Source organism: Tepidibacillus decaturensis, from assembly GCF_001561915.1.
GTDB lineage: Bacteria > Bacillota > Bacilli > Tepidibacillales > Tepidibacillaceae > Tepidibacillus_B > Tepidibacillus_B infernus.
Genome location: NZ_LSKU01000001.1, coordinates 772812 through 798251, shown reverse-complemented (window position 1 = coordinate 798251; position 25440 = coordinate 772812). Strand labels below are relative to the sequence as shown.

The window sequence follows — 25440 nt, the reverse complement described above, 5'->3', positions numbered from 1 at the left end:
TTTACAATTTGAAATCATGACATGTACGCTTTCTAGCTGCATGTTTTTTTGTTTTTCTCATTTGTTTTCCAATATTTAAGCATATACATTCATCCATATTGCCTTTAATATTGATATTGTATCTCAATTGATAGAAAAGGTGACAAAAATGATATGGTTTATTCTGATTGCAACTTTGATTTTACTCTATTACCATGCACACAAAAATACCTATCATCCCGAATTTAGAGAAGTTCATTTAAATATAAATCATAAAGATTTAAAACCGCTTCATATCTTGCATCTTTCCGATCTTCATATGGAAAATATCTCTATTACACCAGAGCAATTATCTCAGCAATTAAAGGGTCAAAAAATTGATATCATTGCGCTGACAGGTGATTATCTAGAAAGAATCAAAAATATCGATAAATTTTTAGACTATCTAAAGGTATTACATCATCTAAAACCAAAATACGGGATTTATGTGGTCTTTGGAAATCACGATTATTTGTTACGAGAAAAAATAAATATTTTTCAAGAAGCGATTGAAAAAACGGGAGCAGTTGTTTTAAGAAATGAAAATAGGACCATCCAAATTGGCAACCAAACCATCAATATCATTGGTATTGATGACTTTAGTACAAAACGAAGTGATTTAAAAAGATCGTTTGACGGGATAAAAAGTGGAATCAATCTAGTATTAACTCATGATCCAAACGTTGTGTTACACATGGCTGATTACTCTTTTGATTATTTATTATCAGGACATTTTCATGGTGGCCAAATTCATTGGCCAAAACCCTACCACTTAGTAAAGATGGGTAAACTTGCCCGCCAAAATATAATTAAAGGACTTCATTTTCATCAAGAACGAGCATTCTATATTAGCGAGGGTTTAGGACAAACAGGGATAAATATTCGTTTACGATCCAAACCAGAAATTACTCTTCATACTTTATCTTCTTAAAAACCACAAACGTGGCGTTTTTCCTTTGAAGCTTTAAGAAATAGGCTGTTTACTGTAAAAGTGAACAGCCTATTTTTGTATCATTTTTTGCATGTTTTCATCACGTACTTCATTTTTTAAAAATAAGGAGGAGATGAACAAAGCAGAAGATGGTTTGGCAATATGAGCTTGATGATTTTTAAGTTTTGTTAACAGATTGGGATGATGGTAAAGGTATTTAATCCAATAGGGAATATATTCAATATGGTTGATTCGAATGGCTGAATGATTTTTAACAAGGAAATTAGCGTTGTGTTCTTCTTGTCCAGGAATCGGTTTATAGATGAGTATAGGAATGGGTACAGTTAACGCTTCAGATACCGTCATCCCTCCAGGTTTGGTAATTAGTACATCGTTGTTCTTCATGATCAGATAAACTTCTTCAGTATATTGCAGCAACTGGATTTGATAATTTAAGGTGCTTTTCATTTTAGTGATATCATCAAATAAATGCTGGTTTGTTCCAGTAATAATTGTAACAGATATCGGTATTTCTTTTATTTGGTTTAGTGCACCAATAATCTCCTTTATTCCCCCAAACCCTAATCCTCCCCCCATAACGAGTATCCGAAAAGAATCTTTCTCTCCTTTTTCACTGTTCCTTTTATTTACTTGTTGACGCTGATGGGATTTAGCAAAAATCGGGTCTATCGGGATACCAGTAACATATATTTTTTCCGGATCAATCTGATAGTTAGTGATTAGTTTTTCTTTTAAACTTTCATGACCGACACAATAATAATCAATATTTGAATGAATCCAAAAGCTATTAAGATGATAATCTGTAAAAACCGCTCCTAATAGAAAATGATGCTTTTCTTTTATTTTGGATAATGCACCAAGGCCACTAGCATGAGTTGCAATAACCACTTGTGGGACTTCATCTAAAATAAACTTCTCTAATTTCCATCTTATTAGATCAGCTAGTAATTCTTTGAATAGGAATGACAAACGTGTTTCTTTTTTATATATCCAACCCCATAATTGGGGCCTTTTTGTAATCATGCTTAAATAGATGGCTTGTACTATTCTTTCAATGCGTTTACTTACAATGGATAAAATATTTACGATTTTTACCTCATGGGTTGGATATTGATCTTTTATTGACTTAGCAATGGACTCTGCCGCCTTATAGTGTCCTCTGCCAGCGATGACTTCTGTAACAATTAAAACTTTCACATTAGCTCCTCCATTTGCTGTGAAGCTGTTCCATATTGATTAAGTAAATGGTTTTTGGATATGTATACCCTTTTAAGTACAAGCTCTTCTGGTTTCCTTTTTAATCGTTTGATCCCGTTTGGGTGGATTAGAAATAAAATCAATTTTAAATATTGATTTTTAATACGGAATCTTAATAAATCTGGAACTGGGTGTACATCAAAACCAAGTCGATTTACACCTCGATGTAAAAAAGTTGTGCCTATCACTGCTTTAACAGCATTCCCCTTTGGATGATGTTCAATATAAGTTGCAAGGGTGGGTAAAGAATCTTTTACGATTCTAAATGTGATTAAACCAAGCCTTGCCTCATTGTTGATACCCTGTAAACGATTTGCTAACCCCCAATTATGGATATGTAATTTGACAATAGGGTCGCCTTTAGAAATATGTGTTCCATCCCTTGTTACTAAATCTGGGCCATGATATTTACAAAAAACAACTCGGAAAATATTTCCGTTTTCCTTATCCACATACTCTAATCTTGTCATATGCTGGTATATAAAATCAAACGCTCTCCATGCTTGTAATAATCCAGCATTCACATTATTTTCCCCTTTCTAGAAAGATTTTCAGCATATTTATAGTTCCCAAATTCTGTATAACCCATACAAAAAAACAGTATCAAAATCGATACTGTTTTTTTGATCTTTCTTCGATTCACTTTATTCATTACCACTTGATTATTTTATTCGTTATATCTTCAAAATCCTTTCGGAATAACTGACAAGTTATGCTTTTCTAAGATTAAATCCGATTCGTTTACTTAGTAAAAACTTTAATATCCGTAAAAAGAAGATCTTTTGCTTTGATCTTTGAATGGGGTGTGACCGTTATAACACGAGTATTAGCAAGAGCATCCTCTACCAGTTGGTCGATATCCATATAACTTTCTGCCTTCTCTGCTATTTTTATGGATGGCTTGGTAGCAGGATTTCTTGGAACAAATAAAGAGCAACAATCCTCAAAAGGCCGTATCGAAGCTTCATATGTTCCTATTTTTTGAGCAACTTCAATAATATCCAATTTGTCCATCGTAATTAGCGGCCTAATAATAGGGGTATGTACAACTTGATTGATCGCATACATACTTTCTAATGTTTGACTTGCCACTTGTCCTAAGCTTTCACCTGTAATAAGAGATAAAGCCCCTCTTCTTTCTGCAAGTCTTTCCGCTATACGGAAGAAAAACCTACGCATCATGGTGATATTATGACTTTCTGGAGCATATGTTTTGATTTCCTTTTGAATTTCCAAAAAAGGAACCATATGAACTTTAAATTGCCCTGAAAAATATGAAAGGGCTTGCGCTAAATCAATCACCTTTTGAATCGACTCTTCAGTAGTTAAAGGATATGTATGAAAATGAATGCCTTCAACCAATAATCCTCTTTTCATCGCATACCAAGAAGAAACAGGACTATCGATTCCACCTGAAAGTAAAGCAATCCCTTTCCCACTAGTTCCAGCTGGCATCCCACCAATTCCCTTAATGACTTCTGAGTAGATAAAAACACCTTCTTCTCTAATTTCAACCATAACAGTTGTATCAGGATGGTGAACATCCACCTTTAATCCTTGAATATTTCTTAAGAGATGTCCCCCTACTTCATTCGTAACTTCAGGAGAATTGAGTGGAAATAATTTGTATGGTCTTTTCGTTTCCACTTTAAACGTTTTTGGAATCGGTTTTAGTTGTTCTATCACTTCTAAAGCTGTGGTTTTAATCTGTTCTAATTCCAACCCAGTTTTTTTTACAGGGCTAAATGAAATAAGTCCAAACACTTTTTTTAGACGTTCAATTACGATTTCATAAGGTGAACCATTTAGTTCTACATAGATACGACCAAACGTTTTAGTTACTTTTGCCTGGGGTAAATCTTTAAGTACATTTCGGATATTTTGTACCAATCTATCTTCAAATCGATAACGATTCTTCCCTTTTAAAGCAATTTCTCCATAACGAACTAGAATATAGTCATAATGCATTGAAAACACCCTTCTTTTCCATACTAATGTTGTTGCCTATTAAAATATACCAAAGATTAGTAGTAGATAAAACTCCAAAAGAAAACTTATTTTCAAATAAAACAGGATTTTCTTCCAAAAATTTATTATAATAATATATAGTTTTTGCAAAAGGAGGGGTTTCAATAATGGATTTGCTGAATATGAACGAAAAAATTCGTTTAACACAAACCACTAATAAATCTGGATGAGGTTGCAAAATTGGTCCTGAGGACCTAGCGCAAGTTTTGCGTTATTTACCAAAGCAAGAATTTAATGAAAATGTATTAATTGGCTTAGAAACCCCTGATGATGCTGGTGTTTACAAACTTTCCGATGATTTAGCTTTAATCCAAACGGTGGATTTTTTCACACCGATTGTTGATGATCCATATATGTACGGGCAAATTGCCGCTGCCAACGCATTAAGTGATGTCTATGCAATGGGTGGGATACCATTGACAGTAATGAACATTGTTGGTTATCCTATTCACAAGCTAGGACCTGAAATGTTAGCAGAAATTCTTAAAGGAAGTGCAGATAAGATTAAAGAAGCTGGTGCTATTTTAATCGGCGGCCATTCTACAGATAATGTTGAACCGCTCATTGGTTTATCGGTAACAGGTACAGCTCACCCAAATGAGATATGGACAAATCATGAAGCAAAACCTGGGGACAAATTAATCCTAACCAAACCAATTGGTGTTGGTATCCAAACAAAGGCAATAAAAGATGGCGTCCTTGATCAAAAACGGATCGAGCGAGTGACTGAAGTGATGGCCTTTTTAAACAAATATGCTGCTGAAGCAATGAAAGGCTATCCTGTTTCTGCTGTAACAGATGTGACAGGATTTGGATTATTAGGTCATTCTCTTGAAATGGTACAGAACACAAACGTGGGGCTTGTGATCGATTCAGCAAAAGTTGAAATTCTTGATGGTACCAAAGAGCTGGCAATCAATAAACACGTTCCAGCAGGTAGCAGGGATAACCTGAAATGGGTTTCCCAACATGTTATATTTGAGGATCACATAGACCAATATGATCAACTCTTACTTGCCGATGCCGTTACTTCTGGCGGATTACTTGTTGCTTTAGAAGGAAAGGCTGCAGAAGACTTGCTTCAAAAAATGCACGGCCTTGGTGTGAAAGATGCACAGATAATCGGAGAAGTTACGGATAAACACCCTGGAAAAATTCATGTGGTATAAATATCATCATCAGGAAGCACCCACGTTCATATGGTAACAAAGCTTCACGTAAAAGGTAGTGGGTGATTGTATTGTAGTTAGTATCAAAAAAGGAGTAATCTATAGCCTTACAGATTGCTCCTTTTTTCTGAAATTTCCCTATTCGTCTTTTGGATACAATTTGTTAAAAGGTTCCCATTTTCCTTCTATATACACCTCTAAAATATTCCCTCCGCCAGCGAGAAATTCTATGGTTTCTTTATTTAAATGAAGCCAAGATGTATGTGAATATTCAATCCTTTATCGAGGAAATGAATCTGGCCTATGAGACCAACTTTAAAGTAACCAAGGAAACCTTATTAGATGATCTAAGAGTCATACTTACCCACTTAGAAGAAAAACGAAAGCAAGAACAAATCGAGTTCGTTCATGGAATTGGAAAACGGAAGACCAAACTGCAGAAGTTGACAGAAGAATTGCAGACTTACTATGAACGTCAGGAGAGATACAATACCCACAACCAATTATTTGAAGGAAGAAACAGCTACTTCAAGACAGATACAGATGCGACATTCATGCATATGAAAGACGACCATATGCGCAATGCTCAATTAAAACCTGCTTACAACGTTCAGATTGGGTAGAGAGTGAGTATGTAACAGGAGTTGGGATATTTCAAGATCGAAATGATACCACAACCCTTATTCCTTTTTTAGACGAAATGGAATCCCATCTAAAAATGTGGTATCAGAACATCATTGCAGACTCTGGATATAAAAGCGAAGAAAATTATCTTTATCTGGAAGGAAAAGAGCAGACTTATTAAATAAAGCCTCAAACCTATGAACAATGGAAAAAGAAAAGTTTTAAAAATAACATTAGTAAACGAGAAAATATGTTTTACAATGAACAGACAGATGAATATACATGTCACAATAGAAAACAGCTTAAGCCCATTGGAATCACCCATAGAACATCAGCAACAGGTTACCGATCCGAATTAACCGTTTATGAATGCGAAGATTGTAGTGGATGCCAATTCAAAACGAAATGTACAAAATGTACAAAGGCAAAAGGGAACAGAAAGATGCAAGTATCTAAAACGTTTATTGAAAAACGTCAGGTATTATATGAGAATATTACATCCGAGGAAGGGACGTTGTTAAGAGTCAATCGTTCCATTCAGGTAGAAGGAGCTTTCGGCGTCCTAAAAAACGACTACGATTTTAATCGATTCTTAACACGTGGCAAAAACAGCGTCAAAAATGAGTTTATTCTCTTATGCTTTGGTTATAACGTGAATAAACTTCATGCAAAAATTCAGAAAGACCGTGTTGGAAAGTCGCTTCATGATCTAAAAATAGCATAATATATTATCGAAAAAAGCCTTGAGTTGAAGGCTTATTTATCCATGTCTAAAATCAGCCATGCCACGGAGGGAGTTTCTCCAAAGATGGGCTGATTTTTTATTTTCAACATAAAAAGAGAGCGCCGCTAACTACCTAAGGTAGTTTTGCGACACCCCCTTCTAGTATGTAATTATTTGTCTATTTGAACACTTGTAGCTTTAGGGGGCTCTTCAGCAAAAATAGTGACTTGTACCAGAGAAGTTATAGCTAGGATGCTGAATATTAAAGAAAATACCAGCTTCTTCATTATTATCACCTCACATTTGAATATTTTTTCTGGCATCATTAGCCAAACAGCAATAATCTTGACTCTTTTTATAGGATTGTTGATTGGCATAATAATTAGATAATTTTTCTGCAGCTTCACTTAATTCTTTCCAATTTTGTTTTTCTTGAAGGTAACGGATCGCTATTTCTTCGATATATTTACGCGATTGCTCTTGATCAATGTTATATTCTAATTGTAGAAGATATAATTTTATTTGATTAGTGATAATGTTATATTTTTCAGTAATTTTAAGTCCCTTTTTAATCCATCTTGTTGCATCTTCAATATTCTTGACGGCATAATAACTTTCAGCCAAGTAATAAATTGTATTGGTTATCCGTTCATGACATCCTTTTTTTAGATTTAAACTCTTGTGATAATAATCAATAGCTAAATCGTGTTGATCTACCTTAGAGTACATATACCCCAGATTGTGGTATATATTGCTTATCAGATATGGGTCATTGTGTTTTTCAGTGATTTTTAAAGATTTTTCCAAATGATGTTTTGCTTTATCATACTCTTTAATACGCATGTAATTAATGGCTAAAATAGATTGGGTTTCGACACTGCGTAGGTAATCCATATTTTGATTGGATAGATCTAAAGCAGTATTTGCATAATGTATGGCTAAGGTAACATGATTTAGCCTAGTGTGAACGAGGGATATTAAGTAAGTCAATTCGGGTTCATCAATATGAATTTGATAGCCGATTTTTTCTGCTTTTGAGTAATAATCTAATGATTCTGAAAAATTGTTATGTAAATATTGATAAAGTCCATAAAAGTAATAGAAATAGTACTTTTGTTTATCGGGAAGATGTTTCTCTAATGCTTTGAATTCTTGAATGATCTTCTTGCTTTCATCGAAATTATATAATAATAGATGGTGTCTTAATGAAAATAATCGAAATCGGATGAATACAGTTGTATCTTCAATTCTACTTATGTCATTACTAATAGACTTTTCCATTTTGATAGCATTATCTTTATCTCTACTTTTTACTACTTCATACCACTCATCCAGTTTTCTATTTATTTCTTTAATCCTCTGTGTATCTTCTTCCAATGAGGGAATCTCTAGTCTTTTAAACAGAAGATTGACGACATCTCGATGTGGTTTAGCCGTGTTATTTTCGATCTTGCTTAAATAAGATTTAGAAATAATTCCGTCAGCTAATTGTTCTTGAGTAATTCCTTTCTGTATTCTATGGTATCTTATTTTATCACCTGTCTTCAAAAATACCACCCCCTTGAAGTTGGGAAACTTAACTTAAAAAAGTTATTTTAATTAAGGAATATTATACCATGTTTCCGAATTGATGGTAAATATACTATCTATTAAAATTTAATTTAGAATTAGCATTTTATACAAAACATCTTTCAATAATGTAATAGGGGGTGATTATAATGAAATTGAAAAGAGTTGTATCAAAGTCTGATCACATTTGCGTAGCTTTTTGTTAATACACGCTCCTAAGATTTAGGGAGGAAATGAAGATATAGCCAAATATATCCTCCCTAAATCACCTAAACAATATAAATTAAAGCAATGATTCTTATATAATATAGATTTGGGTGAAATAATCAAGAGATCAAATTAACTTATAGGAAGAAATCAAATTCAACTAACTGTAAGTAGACGTAAATAATCAAAAATATATTTGTTATGATGAGAGGAGTGAAAAAATGCGCTTAAAAAACCATCTTAATTTTAGAGGAAATAAAAAAATAACGAGATTACTTTTCATATGTATGGTAGCTTAAATAAGGATATGATTATTGAAGTAGATGACTTTGATAAATGGTGGGAATATTTAGAGTTGATTAGTAAACAATATTATGAAGAGGATGTTAAGACTTGGATAAATAAATATCATGTTAATAATTTTGAATTAGAAGAGACAAATAAATTTTTATTAGATAACGGATTGGTATATATAGATGACAAATTAGAAGATTTTTCAAATTTGAGAACTGCAAATTTTCTAAATAATTTTCTAAATAATAGTGATAAAGATGAAATTATCCAAGAAATGTCTAGTAAGAGAGTTTTAATTATTGGTCTAGGTACTGTTGGAACCTCCTTAGTAAGGGTATTGTTACAATTAGGAATAGTAAAATTTGATTTGATTGAAGGCGACATTGTTGAAGAGAAAAATATAGTACATCAACATTTTTACACTGTTGAAGATATAGGTAAAAGTAAAATAAACGTTATAGAAAGAAAGATTAATGAGGTAAAGAAAAATATAAAATTAAATTTATACAATGAATATTTTGAAAGTGAAAAACAGTTTGATAATATTGATGATGTAAATTCTATTGATGCTGTTTTTATATGTTTTGATAGTCATGATACGAGTGTTTTACAAACTATTTTTGATTATTTTAACAGAAGAAAAATTCCTGTTTTTATTTCAGGTTATATATTTGGTATGGTAAGAGCTCTTGAAGTGAATCAAGATTTTTTAGATGAAAACCGTGAAGCTGAAAATAATATCCACAAATGGATTAATGAAAATTCAGGACTAGGATTGCTTGGTGATTTATCTGCAATATTACTTTCTAGATTGTGGTTACAAAAGCTATTTTCATTATTAGATTTTGATTTGAAAGAGTTAAGTTATAACTATTTAACTCCTTCAATGGAAAATGATAATTCGTTTAAAATTAAAGAACTTCAAACTGATTTTGATGAGTCTGAAAAGACTTTGAACATGCTAAAAAATGATGATGAAAGAAATTATTTTTATAATCAAATACTTTTTTCTAATGCACTTCTATTGTACAAAAAGTTCTATATTAATAGTGATTCTAATATATATGATGAAATTATACGGCTAAATACTAAATTCGAATTAGATTTAATTGACGAAGAGGATAAAGATCTTAATGAGTATGAGAAAATATTGTCTGAGAAATACATAGATTGTAAGGATACTAGGTATTCCATGAATGAATTTTCCATAAAAATGTTAGAAGCAAAAGATATTGATAATGATTGCATCAAAAAATATCAAGAAAATCAGTCAGAATTAATTGATTTATCAATAAACGCTTTGAAAAAGAAAAAAGAAATGTATTTTGATGAATTAATCAAAGAATGGGATGAAAAAAGAGACATTAAAATAGTATTAACTGGTATAGCTCAAGAAATGAACAATTTACTTTATAAAGATGATAATGAAGTTGATTATGAAAAATATAAACCTTATTCAGATAAATTTTTAGATGTTAATGAAGCTTTAATGCTAATTTCTGAAATTGACAGGTTTAATTTCATTTCAGATTTTAGAGGGTTTATTAATTATGTAACTACTCACAATATGATTACTATAACAGAAAATCGTGTTAATCCTTTATGTATTTGGAACCCGAGGTATGGATTATCTGAAATAATTGTAACATACGAAGGAAGTGGTAAGGATATAATGGATCTAACTCATGAAATTGGGCATGCATATTATAATTCTTTTTTAAATAGAGGTAATAATGCAAAGTATATAAATTCTATAGTATCTGAATCATTAGCAATACTTACTGAATTTAAACTTATGTTTATTTTGATGGAACAATCTAATTTAAATAAATCGTTTTTGAATATGATGATTTATAATCTTCAAGGTACAATGGTCGGTGTTTTTTCTTTAGATCTTTATGAAGAAGAAATTTTGAAATTGGAAGATATTAATATTGAGAATGTATTAGAAGTACGAAATAATTTAATTAAAGAACTTTTTGGTGAAAGAGTAGTTAAAAATGATGAATATAGCCAACTAAATATCACACTGAGTAAAGATGTTTTATTTGGAAAACGCGACATTTATTTATATCCACATGCAAAACTTATAGGTTTTAAGTTTGCAAAATTATTATATAAAGCTCCTGCATTTGAATTAAATCTAACTAATTATTTGAAGCAAAATGATCCAAGTCAAATAACAATTGAAAATATTTTGAAATCAGTTTTTCAAATTGAAGTAAATAAAGAATTTTATAAAGAGATAGGTAACGAAATGATTTTATTTTTATCAGACATAATAAGAAAGGTTGAAAGGGATTGAAGAATGAAAAATAAATCTTTTACAAATTTACTTTTAGGGATTGGTGTAACAAATTTCGGCGATAGTTTGTTTATGATTGCTATCCCGATCATTATCTATGCCCAAACTAAAAATAATCTTCTATTATCTATCAGCGCCTTAACATCAGTTATTCCAATCATTCTTGGCTTTCTTCTTGGGCCTTTATTTAATAAAATGGTCTCAAAAAAGAGTCTCATCTTTCTTCAAATCATCCAGATGTGCTCGGTGTGTTTAGTTTTTTTGTGATATTTATTGGCATCAATCATTACAATTTTGTTTTCATTGTTATTGGAGAATTCATCTTCAGTCTTAGTAATTACGGTTCTTATATATTAACGCAGGTCATTGTACCTAAGGTGGTAGAAGAAAAAGAACTGGCAAAGGCAAATAGTTTATTAACGGCAAGCCGAAATATTATCAATGGAACAGCAGATGTGATAAGCGGTATCTTAGTTACGGTCATAAGTTATTTTAGTATTTTTATATTTGATCTCATTACATATTTCATAACGATATTATTTTTTGCCGGAGTCGAAGTTTCAAACGATAAAGGAAAGAATACAGATCAAGTTCGATTGAGAGAGTCGATAAAAAATTACCGTACCCAAATAAGAGAAGGTATCAGCGAAGTTTTTAGTAATAAATTTGTCGTCGGAATTCTAATTATTGCGGTGGTTTTACAATTCCACACTAAAATAAGCTTAATTACAGTCGTAGGGTATTTTGCGGACGGCGGAAAATCTTATTTATACGGAATTTATTTTGCAGTGCTTTTAATAGGGTTCAGCTTAGGAAGCTTAAGCTCAACAAAGATTAAAGATAAAATCGAATTTTCTAAATTGACCGTAGGATCATATGCTTTTGCAGGCATCGCTTGGCTTTTATTGGTTTTCTTATTTAAAGAGATCGGTGTATTAATCGCAACCTTTATTATGACGTATATTTCGGGCATATTTGAAATCTTAGTCGTTACAAAATTTCAGGAAATATATAAAGATAAGCTTGGAAATATATTCACCATCTTTATGGCAATCGCCGCTGTTGCTCAGATAGCCGGCTTATTAATCGCCCCATTCATGATTAAACTATTCGGAAATGCGAATATTATTTTGTATTTAGGTATACTTAATTTTATAGCGATAGCTTTGTATGCTTTAAATAGCTATGCTGTCAGGAAACATAAAGAAAAAGAGCTGGATACTATTTAACACTGATTCATATAAACAATTCATACCATAATATCAAGAAGCTCGACACCATATATGATACCATTGTATAATATATAGAGAGAAGTGATAAGCTTGTCGAAGTGGGAAAAGTTATTAAATAAAATAACTTCCCTGTCAAAGGACGTAAGGTTTGCGTTTGTGTCAAGTTTTTCTCGATCAACCTTTAACACTAGCAGTTACAGCATTCTATTATTGTACACTTTCCATAGCTACCACGCTATCGCTTGGTGGTCTGGGTTAATTAGTTAGGTCTAAGGAACCTAACTAATTAACCCAGGTATTTCGAATACTTTTCATAAGATTTCCTATTGCCGTTTAGTGAGCAGTATACAGGCTGATTGAGCCTTGCTTTACTCCAATCGATGGATGAGTGCTCTCTCGTAGAATTTGTGCTAATCTTACGGTTTTCTTCACGTCACGTTGTTTTCTTTCACTTCTTCGTTGATGTGCGAGATAAGTACTTCTTAATGTTTTATTTAAGATTCCTTGTTTCACTTTTATCATCGCTTCTGCACCTTCTAAACTCCAATGCATTCCTCGCTTTTTCATCCGGTAGGATACATGACGTTGGTTGGATTCCATTGCCCCTAAACTTCTTGCATCCTTTGGTGGGTTTTTTACTTTTTCTACTTGTTTCTGTTCATCGAGTGTACTTTCATATGTATCCAACCATAACGTAAAATCATCTAGATTGTGTTCTTTTAAAGCCTTTCCTATTGAATCCTTGTACTCGCTCTTCCCACCACCTATTGTCCTATTTAATGCCTGTGCAATATGATAGGGGTCTAACTGGTTTAAAACAGCATAACGAGACTGTGAAAAGGCTTCTTGAAACTTCTCCGCAGTATAGCCTTGTCCTCCATCGCTATTTGAAACAATCTGTGTATTAACTCGATAACCATTTCTTTATCCGCCTTAGCTTGTGCTTTTCCTACACGTCTTACGATACTTCCTATGGTTTTGTTAACTGCTATCCATTCCTGTAATATACGTGCGGATTCACGATAGGTACTCTCACTTGCTAGTTCTGCTACTTTCACTTCAACTAAAGGACTATATCGCTGGTATTTCCGTATTCCTATCCACTCATCAAAAGGATAGTGAGAGTCCCCCTTTTTGTCACCCATTAATGTATGTTGGAAACGTACAGCGCTAAACGTAAATTGAATCGTTTTCCAATCTTCCCTTTTTACGAACCAACCTTTTTCTTGTTGTTTTTCCTTAATAACTTGGTTTAGCTGAGTAAAAATCTCCCCTATCAAAGAAACAAATACTTCATGCATATAAATTTGAATGTTTTCCTCTAACTCAATTAAATTATTTGTATTCTTTATTAACTGATATAATGTTGATATAATATTATCCATGAGAAGGCCTCTTTCTAAAATGTATTTGCGTGGAAGCATACATTTATGATAGAACGCCTTCTCTTTTTTGGCTAGTATTTCCTATTAAAATCCTCGAGAATTATTTTACACATAAAATTAAAAAAATTAGGGAAATTAGGGAACCCTTTTTTTAAATTCTACGTCTATATGTTTGAAAAGGAAAAAAAGGGGGTGAAAATGTAAAGAGAACGCTAAGTATGATTTTAGCACTTTTTTTAGTAATTACACTTACTTCCGCTACATTTGCAATGGATAATGGTGTAAATACAAGCTCATCATTGGTTAAATCCTACTTAATAGGCTTTTATGTAATGGTAAATAAGGAAGTCATTAATACGCATGGAGGAAAAGTAAAAAAACAGTTTAAACATATCCCAGTTGTTTCGGTGGAACTTTCAGAACAAGCATTTGATTCTTTGTCTATGAATCCAAAGATTGCTTATATTGAAGAAGATGCAAAAGTGTCGATCAATAATCAAACAATTCCTTGGGGAATTCCTCATATTCAGACAACAGAAGCACACCAACAAGGTTTTACTGGGAAAAAGACATTGGATGAGAATGCAGTTCCTTTAGGGAATAGCTTTGAGTATGGGAATGGGTTAATAAAGGTTAATAATTAACATAATGAACAACACCTTTTTTGAAGAAATTAATGAATATTTGTACTCCATAACCATGTTTCTATTATATATTTAAAGGGAATGAGAAATGGTGAAAAAGTTATTTAGTACTCTTATTATCTTAGCATTAATGATCGCATCTTTTGGTGGAGTTACTTTTGCAAAAGGAAAACCATTAACGGAAAAACAAGTAAATCAAATTAAGGCTAATTTTGGTAAAGCAGGAATAGATCAGGAAACGCAATTAAAGCTTATTGAGAAGATCGAGAATGGGGAAATCCTCGGTGCCAATAATCCCAAAATGAAAGATAAGGGTAAAATTAAGGAGAAAAAGTTTATAGATAAGAATGGTATTCCTGGTTATGAAAAGAAAATTATTTATCCTGATGGTTCAGTTGATATTACATCTGTCTCTGGTGGTACAAGTAGAACTGGTTCTGGTTATGTAAATTACATAGGAAGAAAGGTATCTAGATTAAGTGGAGGAATATATGCTTCATTTCTAGCAGATTATACGAATGTACAATACGGATATGATAGTTTAGATAGAGTATATGAATGGTATATTTCTGGTGTTTCTGATATTTCCAATATAACTTTAACTGTTGCCCAATCAAAAGAAACATCTTCAAGTGATGCTTATGGTTATCTTAGATTTACTGGGTCAGCAGGTGGTTATTATACTAGTACTTTCTATCTTAAACTGTTTGTTGGAAATGATACCGACTGGGATTCAGGAAATTGGTAGTAAATTTATACTTTGATATAGAAGTGATTTTATAATTATTAACGCTCACGTCATTGTCGGTGAGAAAGCGTTAACAATGTTACTACTCATCATTCTGTGATAGATAATGAGTGGTTATATGATATAAAGATTATGAATTTAGATTAATAAGTCAGCATATAGCAAGGGAGGTAAAAATATTGATTGGGAATGTAACATTTCAAATACTATCATTCGCCGGATTGATTCTTCCTTTAATACTTCTTATTTTAATGGTTGGAATTTATCGACTAGTAGTAAAGCAGCACAAGGAATTTTTACGAATAGATGAACGTAACTTAGCTTTTCAAGAACAGCAGATAGAGGCAATTCGAAAAATCCAACAAAAATTGTCGGATATTAATAGATGAATAAGAAAACACTAATTATTTAGAATGGGAAAATTGAAGGTAAGCGTCAAATAAACCACACGTAATTAAAAAAACAGGGACTGTCCAAAAAGTGATATGTGATATGCTCCCCTTAAGTTTAAACAGATTTTTGTTTTTTAACCTGTCTACCTTAAGGGGAGCATATCATGATACGAATGACAGGGTGAAAATCGGTCCCTTTTCTAGGGGCGGAAAAAAGCAGGACAAATACACAAGCAGTTGACCATGATTTTGGGAATGAATTTATTACACCATTTGGGATTTTAGATGTAAGCAATAATCAGCTTCATCTAGAATTCACCAAATCAAATATGACAGCGGATTTTATGGTGGATGCCATTGAAGCCTAATTGAACGTGGGTTTTCTTTGATTCGTTTTAAAATAAAAAGTATGTTATGATAAGATAATTCTAGCAATTATCATGATGAAGGAGTTCGTTTTTTATGTTAACCGAAAAACAAAAAGAAGCTTTAAGAGCATTACCCGCCGTTTCAACAATCCTTCAACTTCCAGAAGTGAAGAAGCTGATAGAAAGTTCTCCGTTAAATTTGGTCTCGGATATTATTTCAAAAACGATTGAAATTGAAAGAGAAAAGATCTTACAATCGGATACTCCTACTGTGCTTTCGCTATCTACTATTTTAGAAAAAATAAGCCATCAATATAAACGGTTAACGACTCCCCATTTAAGATCTGTCGTAAATGGTACAGGAGTAATCTTACATACCAATTTAGGACGAGCAAAATTATCCAATGAGTCAATTTTAGCTGCACAACTAGCAGCTACAGATTACACCAATTTAGAATATACCCTATCAACTGGAAAACGGGGTTCTCGTTACGATCATGTGGAAGATTTACTGGTTCAACTTACAGGTGCTGAGGCCGCACTCGTGGTGAACAATAATGCTTCTGCTGTGATTTTAATCTTAAAAGAGATGGCACAAGGAAAAGAAGTCATTGTATCCAGAGGACAACTTGTTGAGATAGGCGGTTCTTTTCGCGTATCTGAAATCATGGCTCAAAGTGGTGCCCATCTAATGGAAGTGGGAACAACAAACAAAACCCATCGGTATGACTATGAGCGAGCGATTACCGATCAAACCGGTTTATTAATGAAAGTACATACGAGTAACTTTAAAATTATTGGATTTACCAAAGAAGTCTGCTTGAAGACACTTGTTGAAATTGGCAAAGAACATCAGATCCCTGTGTATGAAGATTTAGGTAGCGGAGTTCTCTATGATTTCAAAAAACATGGGATTGGCAATGAGCCAACGGTACAAGAGACTGTTAAAGCAGGAGCTGATCTTGTTTCTTTTAGTGGCGATAAATTACTTGGAGGCCCTCAAGCCGGTATCATCGTCGGTAAGAAAAAGTGGATTGATCGTTTAAAGAAAAATCAACTTACCCGTTCTCTTCGAGTCGATAAAATGACGTTAGCTGCTTTGGAAGCAACCTTAAGACACTATTTGCTTGAAGAAGCTCAAGATAAGATACCTACTCTAAAAATGATTCTCATGAAGGAGAAGATAATTGAAGAAAAAAGTGAAAAACTCTATAGTATGTTAAAACCAGTGATAGCTGAGCAATTTGAAATGAAGATCATCGATGGATTTTCTGAAATCGGTGGAGGATCAATGCCTGATGTTCAGCTACTAACCAAATTGATTAGTATCAAACCAAAGCATATTCCCGTTCATAGATTCGAAGAGGCTTTACGAATCACATCCCCACACATCATTGGCAGAATCTCAGATGAACAATTTTTCTTAGATGTGAGAACCATTGAACCAAAGGAATTTGATTTAATTGTAGAAAAAATACAATGGATTGCAAAAAACTAGAGAGGCGCCTGTTTCGCCTCTCTATTGTATAATTCAGCTTTTCATAATTTTTTCCCTTCAATACTTACATTTCTTTATTAATTTCGTTCAATAATATTGGCGTAATTACATACGTACTATTATTTAATTTTTTGTTTTCAATTTGGGATATGGGCATAATGCCTAATAATGAACTAGTTAAGAAAGCTTCATCACATGATTCAAGAAAATGATTAGGAATCGTATCAATGATTACATTAAATCCTAGTTTTTTAGCAATATTTATTATTTTATTCCGTGTCACGCCTTCTAATAAACCACAAGAAGTTTTTGGCGTATAGATGTTGCCATTACAAACTAAAAAAAGATTACTTCTTGTTCCTTCAGTAATAGCCCCTATTTCGTTAAGAAAAATAACTTCATCATAACCTTTACGTTGAGCTTTTTCCAATTCTAATTTATTCAGAAGATAATTTGTTGTCTTGTGGTAAAGTAATGGATTAGCACTATGTCTTATAACATTTGACCGACTAATCTTAAAACCCCTTTCATAATCTTCTTTTTGATATGGAAAATGATTCGCAGAAATGATTATATCAGCTGGTTCATTTTTAATAGATTGTATAACGACAATGCGTAAAGCAACTTTCTTTTCATCAATATGCTTGATAAAATATTCCACTTGTGAAATTAATTCTTGTTTTGAAATTTCAACATAAAGATTAAAAAACTTTAAAGATAGAAATAAGCGATCGATATGAGATTTTAAATCGATTGCCTTTTTATGATAAACGGTTAATGTTTCAAAAATGCCTGTCCCCAAAAAAACATTGCTTGAAATAAGGGGAATACAATTATTCATTATTTTACCATTATATAGAATCACACATCTTTTCCCCTTTCTATATTCTACGATCTAAGAACCTCAAAGAGTGCCTTTCCCTTTGCTAGACTCTCATCATATTCCTTTTCAGGATCAGAATCCCACACAATTCCCCCACCTACTTGAAAATGTGCAGTCCCATCTTTAATCACAATGGTTCGAATCGCTATATTTAGATCGGTATTCCCTCTAAAATCGATATATCCAATCGATCCAGTGTAAACATTTCTTTTTGTAGGCTCTAACTCATCAATAATCTCCATCGCTCGAATTTTTGGTGCCCCAGTAATCGATCCTCCCGGAAAGGTAGCTTGAATTAGATCAACAACATCGTACCCATCATCTAAAACAGCTCTGATCGTTGAAACTAAGTGGTAAACGGTTGTATATTCTTCAACTTTAAATAAATCTACGACTTCAACTGTCCCTGTTTTCGCAACTTTACCAAGATCATTTCGTTCTAAATCTACAATCATCAAAAGTTCTGCCTTTTCTTTTTCACTATTTTCTAATATACTTTTGTTTTTTGCATCTTCTGCTGGTGTTGATCCTCTTGAAATCGTTCCTTTTATAGGTCTTGTTTCAATTACACGATCTATTAGCTTGATAAATCTCTCAGGTGAACTGGAAAGAATATAACTGTCCCCAATATCAAGATAAGCAGCAAATGGTGCAGGATTTTTTTCCCTTAGGTGAAGATAGAGTTTAGAAGGAGTTTCTTTAATTGTTGCGGAAAAGCGTTGTGTATAGTTAGCTTGATATATATCTCCATTCTTAATATACTCTTTAATTTTTGCTATACTTTCAAAATATTCTTGTTTACTCATGTTCCCTTTAAATGCGCTATGATCTTTGTTTCTATCGGGATAAGGTGGAGTTTCATGATAAAGATGCAAGTTCATTGACTTTTTTGTTTGTTTTATTTTCCTCTCCCACCATAAAATCCGTTCATTTTCATTTTCTCTAACACCACTATCAACAATAAATACCTTCTCATTGTAATGATCAAAGATAACTCCACCATCATAGAGTCCAAAAAACATATCTGGTATTTGAATATCATCAAGTGTGTTCGTTGGAAGCTTTTCAATAAAATGAGCAAGGTCATAAGCAAGATAGCCAACTAATCCTCCAACAAATGGAAATTCTGTATTATTTTTAACTTTATATTTAATAAGCATGTCCTTTAATATTTTAAAAGGATTACCTATTATTCTATCATGTCCAGTTGGAAGATTAAGATCAGTTTGATTACCTATCGTTTTTAAATAGCCAAAAGGATTCGCCACAATGATAGAATAACGTCCTAATTCCGCAAAATTTTGATTACTATCAAGAAACATAGGATATTTTTCATTAGCTATTGCTTCAAATAAATCCACACTTTTAATAGATATACTACATGGTTTGATAATCATTCTTTTTCGCCTCTCTAGTATGATACAAGAAATTTCTAAGCATATCTATGCCATGTTCCGTCAGAATGGCTTCAGGATGAAATTGTATCCCTTCGATTAACTTATATTTATGTCGTATACCCATAATTTCTCCTTCAGCAGTAGTTGAAGTAATGATGAAGTCTTCAGGTAGTGATTTTTTATCCACAATTAATGAGTGATATCGTGTGACATTCAGAGGATTTTTGAGCCCTTTAAATACACCTTTACCATCATGAGTAATCGGATGAACTTTTCCATGTACTGGGGCTAAGGCATGAACAATCTTTGCACCAAATGCTTGAGCAATAATTTGATGACCTAAACAAATTCCCAAAATAGGAAATTCATCGGATAATTGCTCCACTACCGAAACAGAAATCCCTGCTTCGTTTGGCGTACATGGCCCCGGTGAAATCACTATCATTTCTGGATTCATCGTTCTAATTTGGTCAATGGTTAATGCATCATTACGATGAACTTCTACCGACTCTCCTAGCATTTTTAAGTACTGAACTAAATTAAAGGTAAAAGAATCATAATTATCAATCATTAATATCATTAGCACAACTCCCAGAGATTTAATAACGATTTAATTATATTTCCATTCCACAATGAAAACAAGAAAATGGCTTTGTTATCGTTTCTTGTTGAATCTCATGTAATAGTCAAAAAAATGCCGGGCGCACAACGAAAAAGAGACATTATTACAAATGCCTCTTCTCCAAATGTTTTCCACCATAACACTTAAACGAGGAATGGGAAAATAACCTTCTCATCCAGATAACGGAATTTCCTTTTGGGATGAGAGGTTATTAAGCTAAATCACGGTAGGCTAGGCTTGCAACGAAATTATTGCTATTCAGCCATTTGCCCTTCCCATTCATAAGTTTGAAAAGGCAATAAGACTAACCTCTCCACGTATTATTGGCAGGGTATTTGATGATCAATTTGTTTTAGATGTTCGTACGATTTATCGATCTTTTTATCAGCTCAAATGTCTCAGTAGAAATCTTCCCTTTCCCGGAAGCAAGCAATTGACCATTTAAGATCACGGCTGGCACCCTAAGTGTAAAAATTGTTTTGATCGCTTGCCAGAGAGAAAGTTTATATCTAACAACATCTTTGATGATGCGAGGAAAAAGATATCCTTTATTTCTCGGATCAACTATATCTAAGGATAGATTTTCCCCAAATTCTTTACTTAATTGCTGATACAATTCTCCAGTATTGTGTATAACGGCTCTTTCCTTAAGATAAAGATCCATCTTACCTATCTGTTGAAGAAACTCTCCATCAAACGGCACACAACATGCGGCAACAAGTTCGTCCTGCTCCCTAACAATGATCACACTTGGTTTTACCATGAGTCCCTCCTAAATCATATATCCTAAACACTGAATCCTTTATGTTCCTCATGTGCTTTCTTTAATGTTTTTATGGCAAAAATAATCAAAACGATAGCCAAAATAAACAAAGCTACTCCAAATCCACCTAATACATAATTAGATAATTTTGCATCTGCTAAGGTTAAATTCTTATAGGACAATTGTGCCAAGGCGGTTAAGGTTACAGCAAACATAAAAATCATTGGATATAAAGTAAATTTATTATTTTTACCGATCTTGGCTAACCAAACAGATACGGTGAGTAGTGCAACTGCTGCCAACAGCTGATTAGCAGAACCGAAGATTGGCCAGATCGCTTGCCAGTTACTTAAAGCAAGTAGTCCCGAAGCAACTACCGTTACGATAGTGGCTACATAAGGATTCGTCCCTAAGTTTTTGGCTACACTTCCATTGGCGGAATCCCTTTCAAAAAACTCTTGGAAGATATATCTGCCAAGTCTTGTAGCTGTATCCAATGTGGTTAATGCAAAAGCAGAAACAACAAGAGAGGTAAAGGTGGTTCCTACACTATGGGGAATGCTTATTTTCTCTAAAAAGCTTCCAACACCAGTTGAGAATAATGCAACAGGGCCCCCATTACCAATGGCTGCAGCATAATCACCTTTTGTTAACATTGCAGCCGTAATTAAAGCTACCGTTGCCAATGTACCCTCAATTAACATTCCACCATAACCAATAATTCTAGCATCTGTTTCTTTATCAATTTGTTTTGCCGTCGTACCTGAAGCGACCAAAGAATGAAAACCAGAAATTGCTCCACAGGCAATGGTTACGAATAAGACAGGGAACATATAACCCAAATTAGTTTTAAATCCTCCAAAGCCAGTTAATTGAATCGTTGGATTGTAAAAAAATAATCCAATAATTGCTCCTGCCATCATTCCATATAACAAAAATGAATTTAAATAGTCCCTAGGTTGGAGTAAAATCCAAACAGGTGCAATCGAAGCAACAATAACATAGATCATTAAGATGGTAATCCATTGATTAAAAGATAATACCAAGGGGAATTTTATTCCAAACCAGATCGATAAAAGTAATAAAGCCACGCCAACAATCGTTCCAATAATCACTGGGAAATTATTTCGATAAACTGTAAAACCATAAACAATCGCTATGACAATAAATAGCATAGAAGCAGTTCCAGCTTCAGGTACCGCAACAAAAGTATTTGCAACAATGTTAGCAAAAACAGCGATTATTAAGACTAAAGTTAACCAAGCAAATATATTAAATAAAGTCTTTCCTGATTTTCCCATCGTATGATCAATAATGATCCCAATCGATTTCCCTTTATGGCGAATCGAAGCAACGATAGAAGAAAAGTCATGAACGGCACCTATAAAAATAGAACCCAAAACAATCCAAAGAAATGCAGGAATCCAACCAAAGACTGCTGCCGTTACAGGACCAATAATCGGTGCCGCACCTGCGATAGAAGCAAAGTGATGACCCAATAATACAGGTGCTTTGGCAGGTACATAGTCAACCCCATCTTTCATGGTATGGGCTGGCGTTTTCCTTGAGTCATCTAAATCTAAATGTTTTACTAAAAATCCGCCATACACTTTATAAGCAATAACAAAAGCAATAATTGCAATACCAAGTAAAACTAAAGCACTCACTTTAATCCCTCCCCTTTATTTTTTTATTAACCAAGCCATCTTTTTCTTAGGCCTATCCATGAATGGAAGATAAAATTGCTGTACCTCCTTTCCCTTTTTATTACTTATCACTCTGTTTGAGTGAAGATCAACAGCCAAACATCTTACATCTGCCCATCCTTTTAAAGAAAGATTAAAAGACTTGCGATATTTGAACTGTTTAATCATTTCTTGTAATTCTTTAGGGAAATGTTTAGTAACGATTACTCCTGTAATCATACTAGACATATGCTCAGAATGCGGCTTTACAAAATAATCAACCGCTTGAGTTAAAAACAGCTGAAATTGTTTGATTTGATCTTCTGTAATCACATCAACTTGCTGGATAAGACAGTATTCAAAATTCTCTGCCCGCCAAAGTTTTAGGTTCTTTGAACCAAAGTAGCTTTCGTTATGTATCTCTGATTTTGCGAAAATTTGAATAGATTGTCCCAATATTTGTACATCCTTAGTAACATCAAAATTCCTATTTAACCTTAAGGCTATTTCCTGAAAATATTCATGGTATTCCACTCTGTTCCGACCACCCATCAAAGAATACAAGCGTTCTATTTATAATTTATATGAGTTAAAAAGATATTAAATTCTTTAATTCTTCAACGTTTTAAAAAATCCTGCTGTAGTTTATCCAATTTTTAAAAAATTAAAATTAATATCATTTGTTGCATTTTCTACCTCAAGAGAATAAAATTATAATATTCAAATGAATTTTTGAATAGGAGGAAAGATATATGACTCATTCAAATCAACATCACAATAATTATGATCACCATGTTCATCATAACCATCATGGACACATGCATACTCATACTTCTAATAAGAAATTATTAATGATTGCCTTTTTCATCATCACAGGATTTATGATTGTTGAAATTATTGGCGGTTTTCTTACAAACTCCCTTGCCCTTCTTTCAGATGCCGGGCATATGTTGAGTGATTCAGTTGCATTATTTTTAAGCCTTTTGGCCTTTTGGTTCTCAGAGAAACCAACAAATGCCATGAACAGTTATGGCTATAAACGGGCAGAAATCATTGTAGCGTTAATTAACGGGATCGCACTTGGTGTGATTTCAATATATATCTTCTATGAAGGTATTCAACGCCTTTTTCAACCAGCTAAAGTACAAAGTATGGGCATGTTATGGATCGCAGTTCTTGGTCTTCTTGTCAATGTAGTGACTGCATGGATTTTAATGAAGGGTGAAAAAGACAATTTAAACCTAAGAAGTGCTTTTCTTCATGTATTAGGAGATTTAATGGGTTCTGTCGGTGCTATAGTTGCTGCATTGTTGCTATGGGGTTTTGGTTGGCAGATAGCAGACCCAATTGCAAGCATCCTCGTTGCTATTTTAGTTTTAGTCAGTGGATGGCGAGTAACAAAATCCTCTATTCATATTCTAATGGAGGGAGTACCTACAAATATTCAGCTAGATAAAATTCGATCCACTATTTTAGAAGTACCAGAAGTCGAATCGATTCACGACTTACATGTATGGTCTATCACCTCAGGATTTCCTTCATTAAGCTGCCATATTGTATTAAATAATAATATAACCGAGTTTAGCTTCGAAAATATATTACTCAAGCTTAAACATAACCTGAAAAAGGATTTCGGAATCGAACATAGTACTATTCAAATCGAAACAATAGAACTATGTGAGAGTGGTGAAAGCTGTGACTAATTCACATATTTGTAGTAAAACCGATCAAAAGGAGAAAATGGTTATTCAAAACCAGCTTTCACAAATTTCTGCTGAAATTATTGCAAATTGGTTTAAAGCTTTTTCAGATATAAACAGAGTGAAAATTGGATTTCTTCTTCTTCGACAAGAAGAATTATGTGTGCATGATATTTCCCAACTTTTAAACCTTTCGATTGCAAACACAAGTCATCATCTTCGCTTAATGAAAACTTTAGGAATTACTTCAACCAAAAAACAAGGAACTACCGTTTTATACTCATTAAAAGATGAACACGTAAAAGAGATTTTAAACTTAAGTTTCATGCACCTATTAGAAGAAAATTAAGAAACAAATCATATTTAAAAATAGAGTTACACAAACTACTGGAGAAAAGCTCATAAAGATGAAATGTCAGAAAAAGAAATCGCACAAATCGAAGATAAAAACCAAAATCGAATTGAGGCAATTGACGGATTTAGAGGTGAAATCCAAGATGAAGTCCATAATCAACAAGATAACGTTTAAAAATAATTACTGATACCTTCCATTAAAATAGCAAGCCTTCGCTTGCTATTTTTTGCGTATTTCAATGAAAATGATGTTAATGAAATTCTACAAAATTTTTAATTCTTTTGTAACTTTTTGCTCTCATTTTCGTCTTATTAATAGATTGATAAAAACAAGGAGGAAAAGTCTGAAATAAATACTAGAAGCCGTCAGTAAAGAAAAGAGCATAGCAAACAAGCCATCTATTGATGACTTTTTAAAAAATATATGGATAAGAAAATATCAAGTTGCCACCATTACACGATAACCTTGAGTTTTAGCTAATAAAATCGCTTGCTCTACCGTGATTTCACGGTTTACTGGAAGAACATCCGATTTTTTATATAATTCAGCATTATATGGTTCTTTCTTTTTGAGGATGTTGTATATAGCTGTTAAAAGCATTCGTGCAATTGCAATAATTGC

The 25440-nt window shown here is 33.1% G+C and carries 24 protein-coding genes and 3 pseudogenes; 15 read left to right on the top strand and 12 right to left on the bottom strand.

What is annotated here, in order from left to right:
• Positions 1 to 148 precede the first annotated feature (148 nt).
• Entirely contained in the window at positions 149 to 949 is an 801-nt protein-coding gene (locus U473_RS03805; RefSeq protein WP_068723509.1) for a metallophosphoesterase, read from the top strand.
• Positions 950 to 1018: 69 nt separating this feature from the next.
• Here U473_RS03805 and U473_RS03800 read toward each other — a convergent pair whose 3' ends face one another.
• The 3 genes from U473_RS03800 to thiI all read right to left on the bottom strand — a co-directional run bounded on the left by U473_RS03800 (position 1019) and on the right by thiI (position 4195).
• A complete protein-coding gene (locus U473_RS03800) occupies positions 1019 to 2167 on the bottom strand; it encodes an MGDG synthase family glycosyltransferase (protein ID WP_068723506.1) in 1149 nt (382 codons plus the stop codon).
• Positions 2164 to 2751 (bottom strand): YkoP family protein, encoded by a 588-nt coding sequence (locus U473_RS03795; RefSeq protein WP_068723504.1) that lies wholly within the window; start codon positions 2749 to 2751, stop codon positions 2164 to 2166. Before U473_RS03795 ends, U473_RS03800 begins: the two co-directional genes overlap by 4 nt.
• 217 nt (positions 2752 to 2968) lie before the next feature.
• Positions 2969 to 4195 (bottom strand): tRNA uracil 4-sulfurtransferase ThiI, encoded by a 1227-nt coding sequence (thiI, locus tag U473_RS03790; protein WP_068723501.1) that lies wholly within the window; start codon positions 4193 to 4195, stop codon positions 2969 to 2971.
• A 182-nt stretch (positions 4196 to 4377) separates the two neighbouring features.
• On the opposite strand from thiI, the gene selD reads away from it, so the two are divergent.
• The 4 genes from selD to U473_RS14925 all read left to right on the top strand — a co-directional run bounded on the left by selD (position 4378) and on the right by U473_RS14925 (position 6772).
• Positions 4378 to 5424, top strand: coding sequence for a selenide, water dikinase SelD (selD, locus tag U473_RS03785; RefSeq protein ID WP_082732571.1), 1047 nt, complete (start codon positions 4378 to 4380; stop codon positions 5422 to 5424).
• A gap of 257 nt (positions 5425 to 5681) precedes the next feature.
• Complete coding sequence (locus U473_RS14935; protein ID WP_068723497.1) at positions 5682 to 6047, top strand: hypothetical protein; 366 nt, start codon at positions 5682 to 5684, stop codon at positions 6045 to 6047.
• A complete protein-coding gene (locus U473_RS15620) occupies positions 5975 to 6229 on the top strand; it encodes a transposase (RefSeq protein ID WP_201024203.1) in 255 nt (84 codons plus the stop codon). The genes U473_RS14935 and U473_RS15620 overlap by 73 nt, the downstream gene beginning before the upstream one ends.
• 69 nt (positions 6230 to 6298) lie before the next feature.
• On the top strand, positions 6299 to 6772 hold the full coding sequence (locus U473_RS14925) for a transposase (protein WP_201024140.1): 474 nt from the start codon (positions 6299 to 6301) through the stop codon (positions 6770 to 6772).
• Between the two features lie 297 nt (positions 6773 to 7069).
• Here the strand turns inward: U473_RS14925 and U473_RS03770 are convergent, their stop codons facing one another.
• Entirely contained in the window at positions 7070 to 8320 is a 1251-nt protein-coding gene (locus U473_RS03770) for a helix-turn-helix domain-containing protein (protein ID WP_068723494.1), read from the bottom strand.
• Positions 8321 to 8831: 511 nt separating this feature from the next.
• On the opposite strand from U473_RS03770, the gene U473_RS03765 reads away from it, so the two are divergent.
• Positions 8832 to 11147, top strand: coding sequence for a ThiF family adenylyltransferase (locus tag U473_RS03765; protein WP_068723492.1), 2316 nt, complete (start codon positions 8832 to 8834; stop codon positions 11145 to 11147).
• A 239-nt stretch (positions 11148 to 11386) separates the two neighbouring features.
• Positions 11387 to 12376, top strand: a complete 990-nt coding sequence (locus U473_RS03755; RefSeq protein WP_082732359.1) for an MFS transporter — start codon at positions 11387 to 11389, stop codon at positions 12374 to 12376.
• 336 nt (positions 12377 to 12712) lie between these two features.
• Here the strand turns inward: U473_RS03755 and U473_RS03750 are convergent.
• Positions 12713 to 13764: pseudogene (locus U473_RS03750) on the bottom strand (UPF0236 family transposase-like protein).
• A gap of 218 nt (positions 13765 to 13982) precedes the next feature.
• Between U473_RS03750 and U473_RS03745 the strand changes: the two are divergent.
• From U473_RS03745 to selA, 5 genes and pseudogenes are all read left to right on the top strand, one after another.
• Complete coding sequence (locus U473_RS03745; RefSeq protein ID WP_068723485.1) at positions 13983 to 14408, top strand: protease inhibitor I9 family protein; 426 nt, start codon at positions 13983 to 13985, stop codon at positions 14406 to 14408.
• 88 nt (positions 14409 to 14496) lie between these two features.
• A complete protein-coding gene (locus U473_RS03740) occupies positions 14497 to 15156 on the top strand; it encodes a hypothetical protein (RefSeq protein ID WP_068723482.1) in 660 nt (219 codons plus the stop codon).
• Between the two features lie 179 nt (positions 15157 to 15335).
• Complete coding sequence (locus U473_RS03735; RefSeq protein ID WP_068723480.1) at positions 15336 to 15545, top strand: hypothetical protein; 210 nt, start codon at positions 15336 to 15338, stop codon at positions 15543 to 15545.
• A gap of 169 nt (positions 15546 to 15714) precedes the next feature.
• Positions 15715 to 15913: pseudogene (locus tag U473_RS15615) on the top strand (ISAzo13-like element transposase-related protein); the annotation flags it as partial.
• 97 nt (positions 15914 to 16010) lie between these two features.
• Positions 16011 to 17414: an L-seryl-tRNA(Sec) selenium transferase gene (gene selA / locus U473_RS03730; RefSeq protein WP_068723478.1), complete on the top strand. Its 1404-nt coding sequence runs from the start codon at positions 16011 to 16013 to the stop codon at positions 17412 to 17414.
• A gap of 64 nt (positions 17415 to 17478) precedes the next feature.
• Here the strand turns inward: selA and U473_RS03725 are convergent, their stop codons facing one another.
• The 6 genes from U473_RS03725 to U473_RS03700 form a co-directional block, all read right to left on the bottom strand.
• Entirely contained in the window at positions 17479 to 18279 is an 801-nt protein-coding gene (locus tag U473_RS03725) for an aminotransferase class IV (RefSeq protein ID WP_082732358.1), read from the bottom strand.
• 23 nt (positions 18280 to 18302) lie between these two features.
• On the bottom strand, positions 18303 to 19694 hold the full coding sequence (pabB, locus tag U473_RS03720) for an aminodeoxychorismate synthase component I (RefSeq protein ID WP_068723475.1): 1392 nt from the start codon (positions 19692 to 19694) through the stop codon (positions 18303 to 18305).
• Entirely contained in the window at positions 19675 to 20274 is a 600-nt protein-coding gene (locus tag U473_RS03715; protein ID WP_068723473.1) for an anthranilate synthase component II, read from the bottom strand. The genes pabB and U473_RS03715 overlap by 20 nt, the downstream gene beginning before the upstream one ends.
• A 394-nt stretch (positions 20275 to 20668) precedes the next feature.
• Positions 20669 to 21079: a hypothetical protein gene (locus tag U473_RS03710; protein ID WP_068723471.1), complete on the bottom strand. Its 411-nt coding sequence runs from the start codon at positions 21077 to 21079 to the stop codon at positions 20669 to 20671.
• Positions 21080 to 21102: 23 nt separating this feature from the next.
• Positions 21103 to 22746, bottom strand: a complete 1644-nt coding sequence (locus U473_RS03705; RefSeq protein ID WP_068723468.1) for a carbon starvation CstA family protein — start codon at positions 22744 to 22746, stop codon at positions 21103 to 21105.
• 15 nt (positions 22747 to 22761) lie between these two features.
• Complete coding sequence (locus U473_RS03700; RefSeq protein ID WP_068723466.1) at positions 22762 to 23298, bottom strand: hypothetical protein; 537 nt, start codon at positions 23296 to 23298, stop codon at positions 22762 to 22764.
• 218 nt (positions 23299 to 23516) lie between these two features.
• Here U473_RS03700 and U473_RS03695 point away from each other — a divergent pair, with 218 nt between their 5' ends.
• From U473_RS03695 to U473_RS15350, 3 genes are all read left to right on the top strand, one after another.
• Positions 23517 to 24467, top strand: coding sequence for a cation diffusion facilitator family transporter (locus tag U473_RS03695; protein ID WP_068723463.1), 951 nt, complete (start codon positions 23517 to 23519; stop codon positions 24465 to 24467).
• Positions 24460 to 24813 (top strand): ArsR/SmtB family transcription factor, encoded by a 354-nt coding sequence (locus U473_RS03690; RefSeq protein ID WP_153011989.1) that lies wholly within the window; start codon positions 24460 to 24462, stop codon positions 24811 to 24813. Before U473_RS03695 ends, U473_RS03690 begins: the two co-directional genes overlap by 8 nt.
• A 63-nt stretch (positions 24814 to 24876) precedes the next feature.
• Positions 24877 to 24993 (top strand): hypothetical protein, encoded by a 117-nt coding sequence (locus U473_RS15350; RefSeq protein WP_268807434.1) that lies wholly within the window; start codon positions 24877 to 24879, stop codon positions 24991 to 24993.
• A 264-nt stretch (positions 24994 to 25257) separates the two neighbouring features.
• Here U473_RS15350 and U473_RS03685 read toward each other — a convergent pair.
• Positions 25258 to 25440, bottom strand: a pseudogene (locus tag U473_RS03685) (IS110 family transposase); the annotation flags it as partial.